Here is a 20,452-nt window from a genome sequence, read left to right on the forward strand (position 1 = left end):
TGTGACGTCAGCCGTCGTGAGTGCCGAGGTAAGGTCGTGCGGCTTCGTAGAAGCGGGACCGGGCTGTTGCAAGCCGAGCACGCAGTTGTTCCCGGTCTTGGGTCAGGTCCCGGCGGTCGGGATTCATCGCATCGAGAAGCAACTCCTCCTTGTCCTCGAAGGTCAACCCATCCAACTCGTTGAGGGCGGCGGCTGCATTGGTTCGTGCGTTGAGCGTGACGGTGTCGTCGTCACCTTCGGCTGCCTGGATGAGGGCGACGAGAGCGGCCTCAGCAGTTGTCGCCTGGCCTGACGAGCCGTTCACCAAGTGGGTCTCACTGTTGCGGAGTTCGCGAAGGCGTCGCCAAGCCCGTTGCTGAGGAGCCTCAGCAACACTCATTCCGTATGTGCCACCGCAGGACTCATTCACCTCGTCGGCATAGCGGACCATTTCCGGAGGGCCAGCCAACTCAATGCTCGCCGACACCTTCTTGAGTTTGAGGACTGCGGAGCGAAAGGCCTGCCCGTCGTCCTCCTCGTAGAGGTGCTCCGCCGCATCATCCACCTCGTCCACCACGTGAAGGAATGTCTCGTAGGCCGCATGCCGTATCTCGCGAGCTCTCTCGCGTCGTGCGGCCTCGGACTGCGCGGCGACACTCTCACGAAGGGAGCGCCGTTGAAGGACCGCTGTGTACACGCTTGTTGCGGCTGCAAGAACCGCCGCTGCCATCGTGACCACCTGTTCCATAACTGTGCAGCATGCCGCGGCACCACGGATGAGGCGGTGGGAACGCGCATTGAGGAGTCGATAAGGCTTCAGTCCATAGCGGCCGCAGCTCACCCTGACGTCGGCCCCTTCCTTGAGAGGCTACGCGTGCCCACTCCCTCACACCGATCCGTCAGCCTCGGCGTCCACCAGCCGCACCAACTCCTCGAGGCTGAGCACGACCCGCCGCCCATCAGCCATCCGGGATCGGCCCAACGCCGCCGCCTCGATATCGTCGGCCACCTCGTCACGCATGTGAGCTTCCTCGCTGCCCAAACCAGCCCTCCCTAGTCGCCGCCCTGGCTTTGCGAACGGCCGCCCCAGCAACAGCTGCCGGAATGGCCGATTCATTCCGCCCTAGTCGGACATCACCCGTCGCATCCGCGCCCAGTTCGCCCACGGCAGACGCACACCGCGGGCAACGACTGGAGACACCGCCCAAGACCATGTCAACGTACGGGAGCCCGGAAAAACCGCAGGTCAACGAAGGGTTCTCTGTTCGTGACGCTCACCGCCACAACCACGCTCCGGCCTCTCGCAGAACCTCCTCCGCCCACCCTCGGCGAGCGTGAGTGGCTCCTCGAATGCCACTGCGCCCGACCCGTGACCGACCTTCTCAAGGACCAGGGATGGGACGTCGTCACCGACCTGGACTGCAACATCCACTGCTCCGGCCCCGACCGACGCGTGTACGTGGGCTTCCTCCCCGAAAGCCGGGAGGCAGCACGCGGTGAGCTGTGGCACATCCACGTCACGGATAACGACGGCACCAGGGCCTGGCGCCAGACCTTCGGACCGGATACCCCGGCACAGGCCGTCGCCGGATTCCTCGCTGCTCTGATCGCCCTCCCCACCCGTTACTGCACCTGCGTGTGACACCCGCTCCGCACTCTCATCGCTCAGGAGGCTGTTTTGCCCTACGCGATCACCGTTGGCCAACTGGTTCATCAGCTCCAGACCTTCGACCCCGACCTGCCCGTGTGCCTCGCCATCAATCCCGACTGGCCCTACGCCCACCGCATCGGCCGCATCGTGGAGATCACCGGATCGAGTGGAGCCGTCTACATCGCTGAAAACGGCCAGGAGGGCGTACTGCCGCCGGCCGTCCGCAACCAGTTGGACTGGGCCGACGTATGACCTGCCCCCCGCGGACACGTCCCGCTGCTTCGCCGATCAACTCCTCCGACTCCTCGCAACATCTCCTTCTCAGTGATCTGGTCCATCACCCCATGCCACCGTCGGTGCGCGGCGCACTCCTGCGCTGCGTGCCTCCTCATCCCACCCAGCCGATCCACACAGTGTGGATAACCGACGTGGAGCCCGAGCGTCTCCATCCCGGCTCCATCCTGCTCAGCTGGGGGCCCAGCCTCGGAGACGGAATGGATGTGACCGCTCACCTCCGTCTGGCCTCGGCAGAGGTCCTCCTCGCCAGCTGGCCGGACCTCCACGGCGACTGGACCGCCGTCGTACGCCCCACCCTTCACGAGGTCATTGGGCTTCACACCGCGCTGTCCATCGCCACCGACGCTCTCCACCTCGCCAACCACCTGGCGACCGGTTGACCATCCGCCCGCCGCGAACTTCCGAGGGCTGCCCCAAGATGGGGCAGCCCTAGTGGCATTGGGACATCGCAGTCCTGTCTCGGACGACCGAGTGCTTCTTGCCCCTGAGTGGGCTAGCACTGCCTGTAGTGCGTGCGGAAATTCCAAGGGCCGCGTCACGAACCGCATGAGGCGGGCCGCGGAGTTCCGCAGACGCGCGGAACAGGCCCGGGGCTTCCGCCTCTGGCAGCAGGCCGAAGGTTCCTAGTGTCCCGGTCTTGAGTTCTGCGGTCTGATGGTGGTGTGTGCCTGGACCGCGGTTAGACCCGCTCGTGCTCTCTGAGGGCGAGCGGAGGACGCTGGAGGGATGGGCGAACCGCCGTAAGACCGCTCAGGGTTTGGCCAAGCGGGCGCGGATCGTCCTTGAGTGCGCCACGGGGCAGTCGAACAGTGCTGTGGCACGGAAGTTGGGGGTGGCCCGCTCCACGGTGAACATGTGGCGGGCGAGGTTCCTGCGGGACCGGCTGGACGGCCTGGCCGATGAGCCGCGTCCCGGGGTGCCGCGGACCATCACCGACGCCCAGGTGGAGGAGGTGGTGGTGCGCACCCTGGAAGAGGTTCCCGAAGGAGCCACGCACTGGTCGAAACGGGAGCTGGCCAAGCGGGTGGGGATCTCGCCGACCAGTGTGCACCGCATCTGGCGGGCGTTCGGCCTGCAGCCGTGGCGGACAGAGGATTTCAAGATCTCCCCGGATCCGCTGCTGATCGACAAGATCCGGGACGTGGTGGGGCTGTATCTGGCCCCGCCGGCGAACGCGGCGGTGTTCGCGGTGGATGAAAAGCCGCAGATCCAGGCCCTTCAGCGGACCGCGCCGGTGCTGCCGATGGTCCCGGGCACGCCGGAGCGGCGCAGCTTCGACTATGTCCGGCACGGCACCGTGGATCTGTTCGCCGCGCTGAACACGGCCACCGGGAAGGTGATCGGCAAGCTGTCCGCGCAGCACCGCGCGGTCGACTTCCGGGATTTCCTCGACGAGATCGACCGCCAGACCGACCCCCGGCTGGCGGTCCACGTGATCTGCGACAACCTCTCGGCTCATAAGGCGCCGGTCGTTCATCGGTGGCTGGTGGATCATCCCCGCTTCCACCTGCACTTCACCCCGACCTACTCGTCGTGGATCAACCAGGTCGAACGGTGGTTCGCCGAGCTGGAACGGCGTTGCCTGGAGCGCGGTGTGTTCTGCTCCCTGGACGAACTGAAGACCGCGCTCGAGGACTGGATCAAGATCTGGAACAGCAATGCCAGGCCGTTCAAGTGGACCAAGACCGCCGACCAGATCATCGACCGCATCTGCCGTTACTGCTCACGCATCTCCGGACCAGGTCACTAGTCCGGTGAACTCACTTGTCGGGTCCGGCAAGCTCTTCGGTCAGGGTTCGGAGCATTTCAAGGCTCGGTGCCGCCTGGTGGAGGGTTTGGGAGCTTCTGCCGCTGGCTTCCGCGAGCTGTCCCAGGCGTTCGTCCAGCTTCCTCATCGCACGGGGCTGAGCCACAGCGTGGACGCCTCCAATGGCGAGGAGCAGTGCGCCGGCACCAACGGCGACAGCAGTCGCGGGGAGCGAGATCGACGTTCCACGAAGTCGACCCAGGGTCACGGACTTTCCTGCCAGCTCTTTCGCGGTGGCAGACGCGGTTGTCGCGATCACTGCGTCTGCCACCGACGACGGCACGTTCATGTTCTTCGACGCGGGCCGGAACTGGGCACGGATGCTCTCGTCAAGCCGGCCGAGCCGGCCATGGACGTCTTCGATCTCAGTACGGAGCTCCGCGGTGGACTGAGTGATGCGCTCGGCCAGGGTCCTGGCCACGTCAGGCTTCTTCTTGTGATACTCGAAGGCGATCTCGGCGAGTCCGAACTGGACCGTGGCCGCGTAGCACTTCGCCATCAGGTCGAGGTACAGCATCGCCTCTTCCACCGCCTCCTCACTCAGGCTCTTCTCCGCCTTGCGTGGGGACCTCTGCTCGGCGTTCTCCAGCCTCGAGACCACATCCTGGAGATGGTGAAGGCACTTGTGCCTCGCATCACCCAGGCTGTTCCTTGCGACCGAGAAGTCGCTCGCCTCGACGCCGCGCTCGCCGTGAGCACGTAGCCGCGCGACCAGATCCTCGACCTGCTCGACGGCATTCTCGACAGCACCGGTCTGGTCGGTCTGCAGGTGCTCGCGGATCTCGTCCAGCCCCTGCCGAATGGCCTTGATATCCCGGGTCATCTCGGCCGTTTGAGCTTGAGCCGCGATGGCACCCAAGATGGCCGCCCCACCTGACATGGCGGCGACACCCGTGGCGGGACGGATACGCATCAGACGCGTCACTCGGCCTCGGTCGTTACGGATAGCGCTCTGGATCCAGCCCCCTCCCTCGGTGATCACCTTGCCGACCCTCATCACCTCGCGAGAGGTCTGGTCGAGTTCGACCAGACGGGCGGTCAGACGCTGAGACTCAATGAAGGACCGGACGGCAGGGTCCAGTGTCCGCACGAGAGCTGCCCATTCGCCGGAGGTGAGGTCGGCAACCCAGCGCCCCCAACGTGAACGCTTCATCTCGGAGGGGGCACCGATCACGACGGCTCGATCCTCCGCTACACGGACGACGATCTCTTCGGACTCATCGCTCAGCGACACTTCGTGTAGCCCCCTCGACCGAACTCGACGCCCCGGCCGATTGTAGGGCTGGGCCCCGACATATTTCGGGCAAACGAATCAGCATCACCACCTCACGCCCCGCCACACCCTTGTGGCTGCTGCTCTCTCCCTGCCCGAATTCCCGAAATCTCTTGAGCTTTCGGAGGGGCACCCGCTGACCTGTGCAAACACCGGCCAGGCGGGTTCGCCTATCCCCTGACGGGCGGCCACTGGAGGGGCGCGAAATGGTGACCCCTGCAACGCAACGTGGCGTGAGCGAGAAGGGCATCCGTTGGGGTGGACGCCCTCTCGGCTGCCGCAGCCTGACCAAGCCGGTGAACCTAATCGGTCAAAAGCACTAGCCCGCCCGGTTCAGAAGGCGTGCGCCATCAGCTCCGCGAACAGCGTGTGCTCGTCGACCTCGAGGCCCCGCGAGCGGAACCAGCCGCAGATGTTGGCGCAGTCGCGCTGGAGGAAGGTCATCCCGTTGAGGTTGCCGACCAGGTCGACGATTTGTGGCAGGTCGATGATGACCAGCCGCTCGCCCGCCGCCAGGATGTTGTACGCCGAGAGGTCGGCGTGTACGAGGCCGCTCTGCACCATCGTCGCGAGCGCATCGGTGAGTTGCTCGAAGTAGGCCGCCAGCAGTTCGGGTGAGGGTCGGGTCTGGGCGAGCCGGGGCGCGGTCGCGACGGCGCCGTCCTCGTCGACGGCGGTGATCCACTCCATCAGGATCTCGGTGCCGTCGATCTGGACCGGGTAGGGAACCGGCAGCCCGAGGTTCCAGAGCCGCACCAGTGCACCCCACTCGGAGGCCGCCCACTCGCCGGCCGCGACCTGTCGGCCGAAGGTGCTCTTCCGCTTGATGGCCCGCTCGTCACGTGAGCGCTTCATCGAGCGGCCCTCGGTGTAGGACGCGGCGCGGTGGAAGGTCCGGTGCTCGGGAGAGCGGTACCGCTTCGCTGCCATGACCACGCCGGCGGCGGGGTCATGCGGGTCGGCGCGCTCGACGAGGTGGACGTCGGCCTCTTTGCCTGTCTTCAGGACGCCGAGCTCGGTGTCGATCGCGCCCTGCGAGGTCACCACCCAGTCCGGTAGCGGCTCGGGGCCTCGGCAGAGGGGTTCGACGCTGAGCCAGGTCGACCAGCGCTGGCCGTCCTCGAGGTCGTCGTAGGAATGGAAGTCGAAGACGAACCGGTCGTCGATGTCGCTCAGGCCGTCCGGCGGCGGGACGTGGCGACAGGGGTCGGTGATGAAGTCGTCAGGAACTGCCGGGTGCTGAGAGTGCTGCGAGTGATCGTCGTGAGACATCGCTGGAGGTGCTCCATGAGGCGAGAGGGAGTCGGTCTGCGGGCAGGCCGAGGACAGTCGTAGTCACGGTCGTGCCTCCTCTCGTGGAGCACCGGGCAGCTCCCGGTGTCTCGCCCATGGTGAGGGGCGGACGCGGGGAGCGGCAACCGAATAAAGTGGGCCCGCGTCGAGGGGCCCTGCGGTGCCGTAGGTTTCCGGAGTGATCCTCCGTACCGGGCTCGTCCCGCCCCTGCTTGGGCTGACGCTGGCCTGGTCGTTGCCGCCGGAGCCGCGGTGACCGAGCGGGCCCCGACGCCCGGTGCGAGGGGGGTGGGAGACCCGTACTTCCCGCAGGGCGGCAACGGCGGCATCGACGTGCTGCACTAAGACGTCTGGGACGGCTACTCCTTCCGCACCGAACGGCTGCACGGCCGGACCGTCCTCGGTGTGCGCGCTACCCAGGACCTGTCGCGCTTTGACCTCGACTTCCTGCTGCAGGTTCTGCTCGTTGCCATCCGGGAGCCAAGCAGCCATCGCCTGGATCGACTTGCGTCGCCCATCCAGCATCAACCCGCGCAGATAGCAGTCGTCTTGTTGCGGTTGGCGGCCTGGTCCTTCTTCTCCGTGATGACCGCCTTGATGCGGCGTTTTTGCGCGGGTGGGCGCGGTTGGCGCCGGAGCGGTAGGCCTTGTCGCCCCGCCACGGCGGTGGGCCGGGTGCGGGGATGGCCGACCGGCAGACGGACCCGCACGTTGTTCCGTACCGGGATGAACTGAGGGCTGTCGGCGGCCTGCCCGGCGGTCAGGACGATCGCCATCGGCCGACAGCGCCGGTCGGCGGCCAGGTGAATCTTGGAGGTCACCCCGCCGCGAGACCGGCCGCTCCCCGGCACTCGGGACATCGTGCGCTTCAGCTCACGGCCGTCGGCTGTTCCGCAGCGGCGAGCACTGATAGCGCAGCCCCTTGCCCACGATCCGGAACCGCTCGCGACCGGCTGCCGAGAACGGGTTGGGTAGTTCGAACACCTGACGGTGCTCCGGGTCCAGGGCGGCGGTGATCAGCAGGATCCGGTACCGACCGCCACGCGCGTGGGTGCGCGCGGCATCCACCTCGGACGGTCCGAGCTCGAACTCCACGCGCTCGCCGACGGGTTCGCTCAGCGCCTTCACCTCGTAAAGCCGTGTGGTGTCACGCCAGGCGACTTCGAAGTCGTACCCCAGGCTATCCGATGCCTCCCGGTCGCCGTTGATGACCGCGGCGTACCCCGACCGCCAGCGCACCTCGGGGTAATGGCGCTGGAGCCAGGCCCGTGCCGCGACCTCCCCGACCAGACCGATGGCCGACCGCTGGTCCTCACTCACCTGGTGCAGACGGGCCACGACCACCCGCGACGTGCCGGAACTCCCGCCCCGCCTGGGCTGGGGCACCGGCGCGACCATGTCCAGGCGTACCTTGCCGGACTGAGCCAGGAAGGCCTCGTCGACGGTCCTGGAGGCCAGGTCCGCGATGGCGGAGAAGTGGTCGCGTCCCACGGCGACCTCCTTCTCGCCGATCATGATCGTGGCCGGGCCTGCCCCGCGTGATCCGGCGGTGCCCTGCGCCGGTCCGGTCCGGGGCGCCAGGTCGGCGGGGGTGAGGCCGAGGAGCCCCGCGTCGGCGGTGAGTGGCATGCCGGTCGGCCAGCCCACACCGCGCCGCACCACGTCGAGCAGTTGTCCCTCGCTCAGCTCGATGAGGTCGCTTAGCCCGGAGCCGTCGAGGAAGGTCCGCGCCTCCAGCAGGGGCGCGCCCTGCCAGCCGGTCGGTACGGGTGCTCCGTGCCGGCGGCACCAGGCGGACACCAGCCGGGCCAGCGCCGGAACCAGGGGGTCCAGTGCGGCGGTGTTGAGTTCGCGGAGCTGGTCGACGGGCGGGAGATCGGTGGTTCGGCCGAGATCGTCGTCGGCGCCGTGCGAGCGCAGCCAGGCCTGTGCCCTGGCCCGCATCTCGTCCTCGGGCGGGGTGACGAACCGGGGCAGCCAGTCGGGGTCCGGCAGCAGGTCGTGGAGTCGACGGGCTCCGGCGTACGCGGAGAGGTCCGCGCCGTCGCGGGCCGCCGCCACGTACCGTTCCCGCAGCCGGTCCACCAGGGTGCCGGCGTGGCGGCGTACGAAGTCGCCGAAGGCCTGCTCGTGGAGATCGGGGTGGGAGTAGGGGGTATAGCCGGGGCCGAGCGTGGTGAGCGCCTCGTTGAACCGCTGGAAGTCCAGGCCCAGTTCATCACGGAGTTCGGCCGGTGTGGTGCAGGAGCGGGCGAGGGCGACGAGTTCGGCGGCGGGCATGGGCAGCGAGACGGTGTACCGACCGACGATCTGGACGAGTTCGTCCTCGCCTGCCGCGCGGTTGAGCGCCCGCGCGCTCTCCTCGTCCCATGCGGAGCCGAGGAGACAGCACAGGGCCGGGCGCAGCAGTCGTACCGTGTCGTGCACGTCTCCCATGAGATTGCGTCTGATCTCGGCGACCTTGGCCTCGGTCGTGTCCAGTGCCATCGCCAGGGTGCGGTCGTCGATCCTTTCCGGATCATGGGTGTCGAGCTGCCGTTCCAGCTTGACCAGGACCAGCTCCAGCGCGTCCTGCAGCCCCGGCCTGCCCAGCAGTTGGGCGAGCGCGGACGTGCACGCCTGCAGTTCATCCCAGCCCTCTTCGGTGCGCCAGACGACGACCATGGGATGTTCGGCGTCCTGCAGCGGCAGAGCGCGGGTGGTGGGCGGTGGTTCGGTGAGCACGCCCGAGATGACGACCTCCACCTCGTCGGCCCGGACGACACGCACGGTGCGCAGCCGCTCCAGCAGGGCCCGCACACCGCGCTCGCTGCGGCGTAGGAACGCCCCGGACTTCAGTTCCACGGCCAGGGCCACCACCGTGACGAGCCATTCCCTGCCGTCGATGAGCGTGTCGGCGTGTCCGGTGGGGGTGATCGGTTCGCCGTCGCGGTGGCGGATCTGCACATCGGTCGCCGACGTGCGCAGGGTGCGGATGCCGTGCGCGTCGGCCATCTCCACGATGGCGTCCCCGCTCTCCGGTCCGGCGACCAGGACGGGATGGCCCGCCAGTTCGACGAGTGCCTCCTTCAGCGGCGCCTGCTCGTCGCAGACGTGCACGGGCATGTCCTCGGCCGTCGGTACGAAGGTGCCGAGGGCGTTGCTGCGACTGACCACGAGCCGTACCTCCTCGCCGGTGAGCCACGGCCAGCGGGTGTTCTGCGCGAGGTGCGACCACGCCCGCCCGTAGTGCTTCTTGAAGGAGACGCTGAGGTGCGTCGGCACGTCTCCCCGGTGGAGGATCTCGCCGAGGTGCTTGACGGCCGCTCCGGCGTGCCGAGGGTCCTCCCAGCTCCGCAGCCCGCACCGGCGGAGCCTCGCGGCCGCGGCCTTGTCGGTGAGAAGCCGCCGGGACTGCAGCGGCAACGCGGGGACGAACCCGGGCAGTTCCCCGTCAGTGCTGAACCACGCCTCGCCGGGCGTGACGAAGACCGGCCCGTCCGACTCGGCGTCCTCCACCGGAAGCCAGGGCGTACGCCGCAGGAAGGACGCGAACGGTGTGGGCCACGAGTGCTCGTCCCTCTTGTGCGGGTGCTCGGGCCGGTAAACGGTGACGTCGAACACCTCGTCGCCCCAGGTGCGGAACCCCAGGATGAGCAGTTCGGCAAACTCCCGCCGTGCGGTGGGGCCGAGGCCCGCCACCTCGGTCGCTCCCGGGAGATGGGCCAGTGGCCGCTGGAACGCGTAGGGCGTCCACGGGTGGGCGAACTTGGTCCACCGGGACCGTACGTCCGCCGTCCACACAGGCCCCACGTCGTCGCCGAGGCCGAACCGCAGGGCCAGGCCACGGGGTGCCAGATCGTTTCCCTGCTGGGCTCCCAGGCGGTCGCCGACAACGGACAGCCGCAGTCCGTCGACCACGCCGACGGCCGTGAGGAATTCGAGGTACACCTCCCGGTCCCGCACCGGAGCGGGCCAGTCGTCGGGGCCGCTGATCCAGTGCCGCCGCTGGTCCGCCAGCTTGGGGATCCGGGAACCGCCCGCTTTGAGGAACCTCTCCAGCCGTTGCGCGCCTTCGGTGCCCCAGCCCGGCGAGATCGAGCAGCGTGCCGCCCTCGCCCAGCCGCCGTCGGCGAGCGGGACCCGGAAGGCGATCCGCGACAGCCGGTCGCGCTGCCCCGGCGTGAGCGCCGGGAACTGCCGCAGGGCGAAGGTGAGGGCGTCGCGGCTGAGGGCCTCCGAGGGCCGTGCCCCGAGCAGGTCGTGCAGCGCGTCGAGGACCTGGTCCAGCTGGTAGGAGCGGACCAGCCCGCCCCGCAGCAGGAAGTCCCGTCCGAGGCTCTCCCAGGTGATGTCGGGGTGGGTGAAGGCGATACGTCGGCGCAGCGCCTTGAGGTCGCCGGGGACGCGGGTACCGGCGCCGTCGTCCTCGTCCCCGGGGTGGAAGAAGACGGTGCCTTCCTTCTGGCCCTTCTTTCCCTGCTCCGCCACACCGCCGAGCGCAGGCCGCAGGCCGCTGTCCTGGTCGAGGACGATCCGCCGGCCCCGCAGCGCGGTGTGCTGGCCGGTGAAGGCATGGGCCAGGTCGTTGTAGAAGTCCGCCCAGCGCGGGCTCGGCGACTCACCGCCTTCTGCCCGGATCTCCTCGGCCACCGCCTCGACCCAGTCGGCGGTCCTGACCAGCGGAGGACGCAGAGCCCGGGAGACGACCGCCTTGGCCAGCCGGTCGGCACGGGCGTACCGGTCCTGGCCTGCGGAGGCGGCCAGCAGATGGGCTCCGGCCCTGGCGAGCGCCCCGGCGGTGAGGACCCGCCAGGGGCGTCGGCCGTCCGGCCAGGCGTAGGTGTCTCTCAAGGTGCCCCAGGACTCCCCGCCCTCCAGGGGGAGGAACGGCTCGACGGCGAGCCGCCCGTCCACCGCCTTGCCGAGGCGGTCCGGGGTCTCCCAGCACATGAGGTCGAGGACGAGGTCCCCGGCGCGGGCGTGCGGGGTCTCGTTACGCAGGCGTCTGGCCGATTCCACGCAAAGAACCGCCAGTTGGTCGAGCAGCAGATCGTTGAGGGCCACCGCCTCGCTGATGTCGAGCCGGGCGAGCTTGGTGAAGAACGGCGCGTGGGCGTGGCCCGGGAACGGCGCGGAGGACGCCTCCGACATCGGGATGAAGGTGTACATCCGGCCGTTCCGCGACAGCGGCCGGTCCAGTCGGAGCGCGACCCCGACCCACGCCTCGCCCTGCCAGTCCAGCCATTTCGCGTCGATCCCGTGGACGTCGACGCTGCGCTCGATCGCCACGCGCAGCGCCTCGGTGTCCAGGGTCCGCCGTGCCAGCAGATACCGCCCGGCGTCACCGAGGTCGACCTCGCTGATCCAGTCCGCGGTCCGGGACGCGACCAGGTCCCAGGGGCGTTGGGCACGTGACAGCACATGTCGTGTGCCGCCCTCGGCCCCGTCACGGATCTCCACGACCAGTTCCCGTACGCGGTCGAGGAAGAGCAGCAGGGGCGCCTCGTCGTCCACCACGTTCTCGGCCTGCGCCACGACGAGGCTCCAGGCGTGGTCGTTGCGCAGCGGCAGTCGTACGACAGTCGCGTAGCCGTCCGTGGCGAGTTCCTTGAGCACGGGGTCCGCGGCCTCGGCGGGCACCGGCAGTGCCAGCGGGGAGACGTCCTTGATCACCCGGGCGGCGAGGGCGGGGTCGTCGACGACGGCGTGGATGTCGTCCGGTCGGGCGAAACGGAAGCAGTAGCCGTCGAACGAGTCGGCGGCGGGCGACGCCTTGGAGTAGATCTCCGGCCAGTCGGTCAGCTGCAGCACACTACGGAAGCCGAGCCCCTTGTTGCCGATGCCCTCACCGGCTCCCTTGCTGGAGAGGGCCAGTTCGGTGATGGCCTTGAAGTTCTCCACGGTGAATCCGGTGCCTTCGTTGGCGACGTACAGGACACCACCACCGTCCTCCTGGCGGATCGCCAGCACGGCGATCCTGCCGGTGCCCCCCGCCGCCAGGGCGTCGTGTCCGTTCTGGATGAGCTCCAGGATCGTGCGGCCCTCGTACTCCTTGGCCGTGTCCTCGCTGACGGACTTCAGACTCTCGGCGAAGCGCCAGTCTCCTCCCGCCCCGTCGAAGATCTCAATCCGCCGTCGTGTCAGGGCGGTGATCGCGTCCCCGAACCCCGCCCCTGATCCGTTGCCCCTCATCGGTGTGATGGCCGTTCCCCCCTCGCTGAACCGGCATGCCTGTGCGTGCCTGCCGGGAATCGTGCTCGTCAGTGTGTCCGGAAGGGGGCACCAGCCACGTTTTCCAGCCAATTCCCTGAAAGCTCACATGTCGATGCGAGAGGGGGTGGGCCCCCTCGGTCCCCTGCGACGTCCGGGCACCCTCAGATGTGGTTAACGGCGGGACGACCGAAAGAAGCTCGTCGGCAGCCCGAATTGTCAGAGGCGGGTGCTAGGGGCTGTCTGCGGTTGTGATCAAACGCGGGTTAAGCGAGAGCTGGTCGTTCTCGGGAAACCTCATGAGCCTGAGTGCATGCGCCACCGGGCGGCGTCTACGGCGCTTGGTCGCAGGCCCTATTCGGGCCTGGGCTCGGTCAGATAGACGCCGGCGAGCGTGCCGTCGTAGCCCGCGGCCTGGGCCGCAGCCTCCAGGCTCGGGTAGTCATGCCCTCCGACGTCGATCATCGCCTCGTAGTCCGCTCGGGTCAGTTCGCACTCGACCCACTGATGTGCGCAGCGGCAGCGGATGCTGATCTCGTTGCGGTCGCAGATCACCATCCAGTCGCGCCGGGCGCCGCACTGCGGGCACATCACGGGGATACCGGTGATGACGATTTCCTCGGGGTGGGTGGTGGCACGGAGACCGATGTTGCCGTCGCCGAGCTGCGTCTCCTGCTGGAGCCGCAGCAGAGGGTCGTCACCGAGGGCCGTCTTCGGCAGAACGGTTCTCTGAGGGTGGAGGACTTCGTCGAGGATCTGCATCGTCTCCTTCTCCATAATCAACCAGCCCTAACAGGCACTGGCGGTCGGTGTCCAGCTCTTTGTGCTGCTCAGCGCCTCGGTCCTCGGGAGCGAGGGGCGACATGGCGGATCTCAGCGGTCGTCTCGGGCGCCTGTGGCGGGGACGGGTGGGAGCGTGATTGCGCTGTCGGCGCGTTCGTACGGGCACAGGGCGGGTCCATGGTGGCGGGGAGTTTGCCGATGCGTCGCAGTCGCCAGACGAGGACGTCGGTGACGCTGTCCGCTGTGTCCAGTTCGCGCCATTCGATGGCCTGCCGGAGCAGGGAATTGGGGTCGTGTCCTGCGCGCTCGGCCTGGTCCAGGGTGGCGGCGAGGGCGTCCCAACCGGGCTCGCGGCGTACGGAGTGGGCCTGCTCGGGCAGAGCGGTTTCGAGGGTGCCGGCGTACCGCTCTCGTACGGGTTCGGGAAGGCGACGGCCGTGCTCGCGCATCGCGTGCATGGGGGCAGCGGCGGCTGATCGGTAGGCGCTGCGCAGGTGTTGCGCGGCTCGTTGGGCGGCGGCTGCCTGCTGGGCGTGGCCGCGGGCAGAGTGCCAGCGCACGGCGGCGATGGTGACGAGGACCATCGTGGACAGGAGCATCGCGGTGGTGCCGCCGTCTTCGCCTTTGCCGAGGGCGTTGCCGGCGCGGATGATGCCGCGGGCGGCGGAGCGGATGGCTCGGTTGTCGGCACGCTCGGCGCGGATGTGGGAGCGGGTGGCGCGTTCGAAGGCGCGAGCGGCCTCGGCGAGCTCCTTGCGGGTCGAGGCCGGGGCGGTGTGGGCGAGTGCGTCGAGGAGCTCGCCGACGCCGACCAGTTGGGCGGCGGAGTCCTCGTCGTCGTTCCCGGCGAGGATCGATGCCGCCCGTTCGGCGACCGGGGCTGCCTGGCGTCGGGCGCGGGCCGGGCGAGGTGCTCGTTCACCGGCTTGGTCGGCGACGGACTCGTCATCGGACGGTCCCACGTCGAGGCGCTGGCGGATCCTGGGGAGAGAGAGGTCCGGGGCGAGTTTCGAGCCGGAGAACCAGACGGGTTCGCCGTCACGGTTGCGGTCGCCGGGGAGGGCGACCTTGTATCCGAGGGTGTCGCCGGACGGGGCGGTGCGCCGTTCGACCCGAAGGCCGGCTTCGGCCAGGCGGTGGAAGAACTCCTCCTCGCTGGCGGCTCCGGCCAGAGCGTGGCGGACGCTCTCCCGCAGCGTCTCGCGTGGCGTCTCGGTACGGCCGGATCGCTCGGCCTTGGAACGTTCGGCGCTGGTGGGGCGCTGGGCGGCGGTGCGGTCGCCGCCGTTGAGGACCTGAAGGCCGAACTCGGCTTCGATCTTTCGGCACTCGGCCTGGGCACGGATGCCGTCCTCGTGACGGCGGGGGCGGCGGCCGTCTTCGCGGACGAGGGTGGCGACGATGTGGATGTGGTCGTCGGCGTGGCGTACGGCGATCCACCGGCAGGCCTTCGCGTCACCATCCTCGGCGATACCGGTGGCGTGGACAATGCGGCGGGCGACCTCGGCCCATTCGGCGTCGCTGAGGTGACGGTCGCCGGGTGCCGTGCGAACGGGGCAGTGCCACACGTGCCGGGCCGGACGGCGATTCTTCGGAAGGGCGAGCACTGGCAGGTCGAGCCGGTCGGTGAGCTGCTTGAGCGTGGCGGCCGGATCGCGTCCGGGGTCGGGGGCAAGCCCTGGCATCCAGGACGCGACGAGGTGCGGGTCGGTGTGCTCGTCCCGACGGCCGGGGCCATAGAGGTAGTTGAGCAGTCCGTAAGTCCGGCTGCCGGTAGAGATGTCGGGTACCACCGTCAGCGCCGCGCGATCTCGATCGCGGCGGCCTCGACCCGGTCCGCCGCGCGCAGAACACGGGCGACCGCGTCGTCCGGCCTTCCATCCGACGAGGGCTGTGTGAGGACAGTCTGTCTCTAGGTATTCCCCGCAAGACGCCTTTACGCCGCGGTGAGTTGTGGTACTTGAAGCCGTTTGGCAGGGTCAGAGCACCGATGTCGACTACGAGGCAGGAGCGGTCTTCCGAGTCGACGGCCGAGTCGTCCAGTGCGTGGGCAAATGCCTGGCCTTTTTCGACTCGATGAACCTAGACGATGGACGGATTCCCGTCACCGGGACCGCGTCTTTCCAGGTCGAAATGGTGCCGCCGCTCACCCAGGATGCCGACCCACGCCGCGACCTGCTCGGCTTGCAGGCATGAGCGGAGCCGATCCTCGGCACCGTACGTGTAGTGCGCCAGCTTCAGCGCCAGCGTCCCCCACGACCGGTCGCCACCTCTCAGGGGAGGTCGGGTACTGCGCGGCGACCTCGTCGGGCGCGGTGCCAGCCGCGAGCAGCTCACGCGGCTCCGGCTCCTCGGGCAGACAGGTGGGGGGGGCGGTCCTCCCAGCAGGCTCTCGAGGATGGCCATGGGGTCAGTCTGCCCGACGGGGCCGGGTGGCGGGCCGGCGGCTCAGATGGGGCACTCGATGTGAATGTCGATGTCCACGTCCCCCCGTGTGGATGCCGATATCGATGGACGACTCCCTCTCCACCAGGACGATGGAGATCGGTATGCCGTCGGCAAGTCCCTGGCTGATCAGCGCCTTCCACCGGAAGGCCTCCGCGGGGTCGGAGGTGACCTTCACCAGCATGTCGGGCTGCTTGTCCGCGAGCGCGAAGTACTCGTCCCCGAACGCCAGGACGCCGTCGTTCTGGACGATCCCGATCGCCCTGCGGCGTTCCTGCTCGTCCTGCTTCAGCCGCTGGATTAGCTTCTCGAAGGTCTGCGGATTGAGCGCGGGCTTGGTGTACGTGGCCATGGTGACTCCTCGAATCCCATGGGTCGGATGGCTGGGCGCACAGCGGCCCCCGTCGCGCGACGGAGAGAGCCGGTGCGGGGAAGCCGGCCATGAGTAGGCCCAGATCTTCCTTCTGCCCCTTTCCCGCCGTATGCGCCACTCGTCTGCCCCGCACGGCGGAAGCTGCTCCTCACTCCCCCGGGCCCGGCGGGCTGGCGGCCCTCGGGCCCCCCACAGACAGTGGCAGAAAGACCCCGCCCGGAAGGCCCGCCACCCATGTCCGGACCCATGGAACCCCTGCCCGACTGCGCCGACGACCCCACCGGCGCACTGCGCGCCATGTTCGTGGACCTCGTGCAGGGCAGGCGGATCGCACAGGGGCAGGAACCCGCGCTGCGGCCCGTCTTCCTCAAGGTCCACGGCTCCGCCCGGGGCGTCCTCACCGTCGACGCCGACCTGCCCGAGGAACTGCGCGTCGGCTTCCTGGAGGCCGCCCGAGCCCAGGGCGGGCTGACCGCCTGGGTGCGGTTCTCCAGCGACACCGTGCCCACCCGGTCCGACCTGCGCACCACCCTCGGCATCGGGATCAAGCTCTTCGGGGTGCCCGGCGTGAAGGTCCTGGCGGACGACAGCACCGCAGGCACCCAGGACCTGCTGCTCCAGAACCACGACGTGTTCTTCGTCGACACGGCCCGCGACATGTGCGAATTCACCCGGGCCGGGGTGGTCGACAACACCCTCCAGGCCTATCTGGACAGCCATCCGGTCACCCGGACGGTCCTCCAGGACATGGCCAAGGCCGAGAAGAGCACGCTGACGGCCACGTACTGGAGCGTGCTTCCGTACAGCTTCGGGGACGAGCGGCACGTCAAGTACAAGCTGGTCCCCGCGGGCTGCCCGGACGGCGATCCGCAGGCCGTGCCGCCCGACGAGGACCCGTCCTTCTTCCGCGGCGACCTGCGGCACCGGCTGGCCGCCGGGGAGGCGGCCTTCGACCTGTTCGTACAGCTGCGCACCGACCCGGACGGTATGCCTCTGGACCGGGCCACGGTCCGCTGGGACGAGGCGGCGAGCGCTCCGGTGCGGGTGGCCAGGCTGACCCTGCATCAGCAGAACACCGAGGCGCGCGGTCAGGCCGCGTACGGCGAGAACCTCGCCTTCAACCCCTGGCACTCCCTGCCCGAGCACCGCCCGGCTGGCAGCATCGCTGAGGCCCGCCGGGTCGTGTACCTCGCCTCGGCCGCGCGGCGGCGCGACGCCAACGGTGTCCCCGTGACCGAGCCCGGCCCCGCACGGCCGGCGTCCACCGAGCCGCCCGGCCGCGACACCCGGATCGTCCGCGCCGCCATCCACCCGGCGATCGGCGTGGCCCGGGTCGGCGACAGCGCCGAGGGGTTCTTCCTCGCCCCCGAGGTCGACGCTGGGCCCACCGAGGCGTCGTACAAGGACGCGACCGGGGCCCTGAAGCGGCAGGCGGTCCGCTTCAGGGTGTACGGCTTCAACGCCGCAGGGGAGGCGGTCGCCGAGCTGACCGCGGACAACGCCGACGTGCGGTGGACCGTGCACGTGGCCAATAAGAAGGCTGCTTGGTATCAGTTCCAGCTCGCCCTGGACATCCCGGAGGCCGCTCAGGCCCCGGAGAGCAGACTGCGCAACGCAACCGTCCGGCCCCGGAGCCGGCTGGTCATCGACCCCGGCTCCCGGTCGGTGCGCGGCCGCGACCGGGCCGGGCTGCCCGAGCTCCGGTTCGACACCGGTGCGTTCATGGGCACCCCCGTCTACCTGGGTGAACTGCGCACCGACCGGGCCGGCAGGCTCCTCTTCCTCGGCGGCCGCGGCAAGGCGGCGTCGGCGGACAACCTCCCCGCCACCGACTACGCCAACAACGACGGCTGGCACGACGACATCGCCGACGGGCCGGTGCGGGCCGAGGTGCGGATCGACGGCCGGACCATCCCCGTCGAGCCCGCCTGGGTTGTCGTCGCGCCTCCCGACTACGCGCCCGGCCTCAAGTCCGTCCGCACGCTCTACGACCTGCTCCGCGACACCTACGTGACGGCCGGGCTGCTGCCACGCCCGCAGCGGGTCTCCTTCACCCACGACGTGCTGCCGGTGCTGAGGCGGCTGTGCGACCTGCAGTGGGTCAACCACGGACTCGCCGTCCAGTTCGGCCACGGCGGCCGCGACCATCTGCTGGCGCCCGAGCGGCTCACCCGGCTGGCGAGCAAGGACCCGGTCCACAAAGAGCTGCGGCGCCAGGTCTGGGCATCGCTGCGGCACCTCGACCGCGACGGCATGTCCACCGTCCCCTGGCCCTCGGTGTACGGCGACGCCGTGAATCTGCCGCCGGTCTCCCCGCGCCAGCACCTCGCCCTCTCGCCCCTGCAGTATGACCTGCTGACGCGCTGGATGGACGGCGCCTTCGTCGAGGACTTCGATCCGGCCGCCGCTCCGGTAACCAGGCTGGAGGACGTTCCGCTCGCCGAGCGCCCCGCTACGCTGGACCGGGCCGCGCTGTCGTTCTGCCTCGCCGACGCCTTCCACCCTGGCTGCGAGCTCACCTGGCCGATGCGGCACGCCACGATGTACTCGGCGCCCTTCCGGATCAAACACCGCGACCCGGGTCTGCCCGACCAGAGTTACGGCCGAGCCCTCACGCCCCAGGCCGCACTCGGGGTCGACGGCCCGCTGTACGCGCAGGGGCCCGGCCACCTCACCCGGTGGATGGCCGTCCCCTGGCACACCGACACGGCGAGCTGCCGCTCCGGCTACGACCAGGGCTTCGGGCCCCGCTACGACCCGTACCTGCCCACGTTCTGGCCGGCCAAGGTGCCCAATCACGTCCTGGCCGAGGAGGAGTACACGATCGCGATGGACCCCGCGCGGCCTCAGGAGGAGCGCCGGCTCGCCTTCGAACGCAGGTCCGTGTGGCTGCGCTGGCTGCCCACCGGCTACGAGCCCCAGATGAATGCGATGGTCCGGGACTTCGGCAAGCTCGGCATCGTCGAGCGCCGTCCCGGACCGCAGGACACCCCTGGGCTTCCGGAGACCATGCTGGTGGAGTCCGAAGTGACCTTCGCTCCCGAGCCCGCACCGCCCCGCGAACGCAATCTGATCACCGTGCACGTGCCGGAGGCCGCCGATCCGGCGGTACGGGCCGACGCCGTGGCCGCGGCCGTAGCGATGGCCGAGCCGCCCGACGATGAGGTCTCGGCCGGCTTCATCAACAAAATGACCCGCTTGACGGACCGCCAGTGACGGGCGGCTGCGACGCGGTCGTGGCGGGCGCCGGGCCGGCCGGGTCGGTCGCGGCGCTGTGCCTGGCCCGCGCGGGCCGCCGGGTCCTGCTCCTCGCCCCCCGGCCGCGGGACCTCCCTGGGCCGCGGGGAGCAGGCCCGTACCGGATCGGCGAGACCCTGCCGCCCGCCGCCCGGCCTCTGCTGCGCGACCTCGGGCTGCTGGCCGGGCTCGACACCGGCGGGCACCTGCCCTGCACCGGCACCGACGCCGCCTGGGGCTCGGAGCAGCTGCACGGACGCAGTCACGTCATGGACCCGCACGGCCACGGCTGGCACCTGGACCGCGTCCGCTTCGACGCGTTCCTGCGCGGCGCGGCCGAGGAAGCCGGGGCCCGGCCCGTGTGCGGCGTCGCGGTGCGCCGGACCGGCCGGCCGGGGGCGTGGCGGCTTGTGGTCCGCGAGCGCGGGGTGGAGCGGGAGCTGCCCTGCGCGTGGCTAGTGGATGCCACCGGCCGGCGCGCGGTGATCGCCCGGCAGGGCGCCGTACGCCTGCGGCAGGATCGGCTCGTCGCCGCGTATGCCCTGCTGACCGGCCCCGTACCGGCCGACCAGGACCTGCGCACTCTCGTCGAGTCGGCGCCAGGCGGCTGGTGGTACACCGCACGGGTGCCGACCGGGCGGCTGGTCGCACACCTCACCGACCTCGACCTGGTCGAGCCTCGGCTGCGCACCGCCACCGGGTTCCTGGAGGGGGCGGCCGGCACCCGGCACGTACGGACCCGGCTGGACGGCTACGCCGCCGGGCGGCTGCCTGAACCGCGATGGGCGCCAGCCCACGGGCAGCGTCTCGCCCCGCCGGCCGGGCCGGGCTGGGTGGCCGCCGGGGACGCCGCGCTCGCCTGCGACCCGCTCTCCTCCCAGGGGATCCTCACGGCCCTGCACACCGGCGCCCGCGCGGCCGCGGCCGTCGACGACTCCCTGCGCGGCGAGGCGGGCGCCCTAGTCGCGTACCACGCCTTCGTCGACGGGATCGCGGCGCGCTACCTCGCCCTGCACGCCCGGGCCTACGCCGACGAAGCCCGCTGGGTGTCGTCGCCGTTCTGGGCGCGGCGCCGCCCGGCAGTGGCGGCCCTGTCCGGGGTCCTCACGCCGGGTTGAGGCA

The 20,452-nt window shown here is 69.8% G+C and carries 14 protein-coding genes and 3 pseudogenes; 6 read left to right on the forward strand and 11 right to left on the reverse strand.

Annotated features, from left to right (window positions below; genetic code table 11):
- Nucleotides 1-7: 7 nt before the first annotated feature.
- Nucleotides 8-556 carry a hypothetical protein gene (locus ACIREI_RS05825; RefSeq protein ID WP_403327732.1) on the reverse strand — a complete coding sequence of 183 codons (549 nt, stop codon included), beginning with the start codon at nucleotides 554-556 and terminating at the stop codon, nucleotides 8-10.
- Nucleotides 557-865: 309 nt separating this feature from the next.
- The gene (locus tag ACIREI_RS05830; protein WP_403327734.1) at nucleotides 866-1,000 is read right to left on the reverse strand and encodes a hypothetical protein; all 135 of its coding nucleotides are present in this window, start codon (nucleotides 998-1,000) and stop codon (nucleotides 866-868) included.
- A gap of 348 nt (nucleotides 1,001-1,348) precedes the next feature.
- Between ACIREI_RS05830 and ACIREI_RS05835 the strand changes: the two genes are divergently transcribed.
- The 4 genes from ACIREI_RS05835 to ACIREI_RS05850 all read left to right on the forward strand — a co-directional run bounded on the left by ACIREI_RS05835 (nucleotide 1,349) and on the right by ACIREI_RS05850 (nucleotide 3,677).
- The gene (locus tag ACIREI_RS05835) at nucleotides 1,349-1,621 is read left to right on the forward strand and encodes a DUF317 domain-containing protein (protein WP_403327735.1); all 273 of its coding nucleotides are present in this window, start codon (nucleotides 1,349-1,351) and stop codon (nucleotides 1,619-1,621) included.
- A gap of 36 nt (nucleotides 1,622-1,657) precedes the next feature.
- Nucleotides 1,658-1,882 (forward strand): hypothetical protein, encoded by a 225-nt coding sequence (locus ACIREI_RS05840; protein WP_403327737.1) that lies wholly within the window; start codon nucleotides 1,658-1,660, stop codon nucleotides 1,880-1,882.
- Between the two features lie 248 nt (nucleotides 1,883-2,130).
- A complete protein-coding gene (locus ACIREI_RS05845) occupies nucleotides 2,131-2,307 on the forward strand; it encodes a hypothetical protein (protein WP_403327739.1) in 177 nt (58 codons plus the stop codon).
- Between the two features lie 284 nt (nucleotides 2,308-2,591).
- Nucleotides 2,592-3,677, forward strand: a complete 1,086-nt coding sequence (locus ACIREI_RS05850; RefSeq protein WP_403327741.1) for an IS630 family transposase — start codon at nucleotides 2,592-2,594, stop codon at nucleotides 3,675-3,677.
- A 10-nt stretch (nucleotides 3,678-3,687) separates the two neighbouring features.
- Here the strand turns inward: ACIREI_RS05850 and ACIREI_RS05855 are convergent, their stop codons facing one another.
- The 9 genes and pseudogenes from ACIREI_RS05855 to ACIREI_RS05895 form a co-directional block, all read right to left on the reverse strand.
- Nucleotides 3,688-4,968 carry a hypothetical protein gene (locus ACIREI_RS05855; RefSeq protein WP_403327742.1) on the reverse strand — a complete coding sequence of 427 codons (1,281 nt, stop codon included), beginning with the start codon at nucleotides 4,966-4,968 and terminating at the stop codon, nucleotides 3,688-3,690.
- Between the two features lie 372 nt (nucleotides 4,969-5,340).
- On the reverse strand, nucleotides 5,341-6,279 hold the full coding sequence (locus ACIREI_RS05860) for a serine protein kinase RIO (protein ID WP_403327744.1): 939 nt from the start codon (nucleotides 6,277-6,279) through the stop codon (nucleotides 5,341-5,343).
- Between the two features lie 462 nt (nucleotides 6,280-6,741).
- Nucleotides 6,742-6,846 (reverse strand): annotated as a pseudogene (locus tag ACIREI_RS05865) (transposase); the annotation flags it as partial.
- Nucleotides 6,840-7,139 (reverse strand): annotated as a pseudogene (locus ACIREI_RS05870) (transposase); the annotation flags it as partial. The pseudogenes ACIREI_RS05865 and ACIREI_RS05870, both read right to left, overlap by 7 nt.
- Nucleotides 7,140-7,173: 34 nt before the next feature.
- Complete coding sequence (locus tag ACIREI_RS05875; RefSeq protein ID WP_403327746.1) at nucleotides 7,174-12,474, reverse strand: sacsin N-terminal ATP-binding-like domain-containing protein; 5,301 nt, start codon at nucleotides 12,472-12,474, stop codon at nucleotides 7,174-7,176.
- A 372-nt stretch (nucleotides 12,475-12,846) separates the two neighbouring features.
- Entirely contained in the window at nucleotides 12,847-13,254 is a 408-nt protein-coding gene (locus ACIREI_RS05880) for a hypothetical protein (RefSeq protein WP_403327748.1), read from the reverse strand.
- 68 nt (nucleotides 13,255-13,322) lie between these two features.
- Nucleotides 13,323-15,068: a relaxase/mobilization nuclease domain-containing protein gene (locus ACIREI_RS05885; protein ID WP_403327750.1), complete on the reverse strand. Its 1,746-nt coding sequence runs from the start codon at nucleotides 15,066-15,068 to the stop codon at nucleotides 13,323-13,325.
- A gap of 452 nt (nucleotides 15,069-15,520) precedes the next feature.
- Nucleotides 15,521-15,681 (reverse strand): annotated as a pseudogene (locus tag ACIREI_RS05890) (DUF3151 domain-containing protein); the annotation flags it as partial.
- Nucleotides 15,682-15,685: 4 nt separating this feature from the next.
- The gene (locus ACIREI_RS05895; RefSeq protein ID WP_403327752.1) at nucleotides 15,686-16,072 is read right to left on the reverse strand and encodes a hypothetical protein; all 387 of its coding nucleotides are present in this window, start codon (nucleotides 16,070-16,072) and stop codon (nucleotides 15,686-15,688) included.
- A 255-nt stretch (nucleotides 16,073-16,327) separates the two neighbouring features.
- Between ACIREI_RS05895 and ACIREI_RS05900 the strand changes: the two genes are divergently transcribed.
- The gene (locus tag ACIREI_RS05900; RefSeq protein WP_403327754.1) at nucleotides 16,328-19,309 is read left to right on the forward strand and encodes a LodA/GoxA family CTQ-dependent oxidase; all 2,982 of its coding nucleotides are present in this window, start codon (nucleotides 16,328-16,330) and stop codon (nucleotides 19,307-19,309) included.
- Nucleotides 19,306-20,448 carry an NAD(P)/FAD-dependent oxidoreductase gene (locus ACIREI_RS05905; protein ID WP_403327756.1) on the forward strand — a complete coding sequence of 381 codons (1,143 nt, stop codon included), beginning with the start codon at nucleotides 19,306-19,308 and terminating at the stop codon, nucleotides 20,446-20,448. The genes ACIREI_RS05900 and ACIREI_RS05905 overlap by 4 nt, the downstream gene beginning before the upstream one ends.
- The last annotated feature ends 4 nt before the right edge of the window (nucleotides 20,449-20,452 follow it).

Source organism: Streptomyces sp. NPDC093591 (assembly GCF_044764885.1).
Lineage (GTDB): Bacteria > Actinomycetota > Actinomycetes > Streptomycetales > Streptomycetaceae > Streptomyces.